The organism is Pseudomonas sp. NPDC088444, assembly GCF_044900175.1.
Lineage (GTDB): Bacteria > Pseudomonadota > Gammaproteobacteria > Pseudomonadales > Pseudomonadaceae > Aquipseudomonas.
The window spans coordinates 1-1,148 of the sequence record NZ_JBJDNK010000034.1 but is presented as its reverse complement, the minus strand read 5'-3'; the positions used below and the strand labels follow the sequence as shown (position 1 = coordinate 1,148).

Below are 1,148 nucleotides of genomic sequence, written 5' to 3'. Positions count from 1 at the left end.
AGGCGCTTTTGCTCAGCCGCATCGGCGGGCAAGGCCCCCGACACCGCAGCACTTTGCGCCAATGCCTGCACCAGTTGCAGTGCATCTTCCAACTGCGCCAGCGCGGCGTTCATGCTGAGCACATCACCCTGCGCTTTCGGCTGGCGGTCGGCGGTAATAAACAACCCCTTCCCACCCCGAATCGCCCCCCAGCCATCGGTCCTCAGCTCAAACCCTTCCCCGCGCTTTTTCTTCTGCGCATCCACCAGATGCCCCAGGTTCAACTGGCTTTTCCCGCTGTGCTCGGTGCTGAGCTTCACATGCTCCTGTCCGCGCTCATCCTCCATGCGCAGTTTGTTATTGGCCGGGGTGCGTAGCACGTTGCGTCTGTAGTCGAGCCGCGCCAGGGTCACGTGGTCGGGGTGTTGGTCGTCGTGCAGGGCGTGGGCGATGTAGGGGCGGTCGGGGTCGCCTTGTTCGAAGGCGATGGCCACTTCGGTGCCGCAGATCAGCGGCAGGTGCAGGCCGTGGGTGTCGCCCGCGTAAGGTCGGGCCAGGCGCAGCCAGAGGCTTTCTTCGCCCTGTTTCCAGTCGTCGCGGTCGAACAGGAAGTTGACCTTGTAGCGGCCTTCCCTGTCGATGTGGCTGTAGGGGTCGTTGGCGCGGTTGCTGGTGACGCGGGCAGGCAGTGTTCCGGCGATGCGCGGTTTGGGCTGCAACGGCGGTCGGAAGCAGACGCGCTCGGCGTAGGGCATGGCGTCGAAGGTGGTTTGCAGGCTTGAATCGCGGGCGGCGTGCAAGGTCAGGCCGGTGATGACCGCGCCCGGTTTGAAGGCCTGCGGTGCGCCGCCGGTGATGTCCAGCACTTGCGCCAGATGAAGGGTGGCGCAGTTGCTGGTGCCGCTCAGGCCGGTCTGGGCGTTGAGGTAGCGTTCGTGGCGCAGGCGGGCGTAGAAGAAGCCGCTTTCGCTTTGCAGGTCTTCGTCCTGATCCAGTTTGTCGCCGAGTTCGGTGTAGGGCTCGGCGTAGTGATAGGCCTCGCCGTAGGTGGTGCGCGCGCCGCGGGTCTGGTCGACGTTGTCGTCGAGTCCGACGCGGGCGTTGCGTGGGTCGTAGGCACGGAAATGGATGTTCTTCTCGACCACTTCGTGGCGGGCTTGCAGGTTCCA

Annotated in this window: 1 protein-coding gene; it reads right to left on the bottom strand. The window is 64.9% G+C overall.

What is annotated here, in order from left to right:
* Window positions 1-1,148, bottom strand: a 1,148-nt coding sequence (locus ACI2KB_RS29190; protein ID WP_404640540.1) for a type VI secretion system Vgr family protein, incomplete at both ends; no start/stop codon positions are given.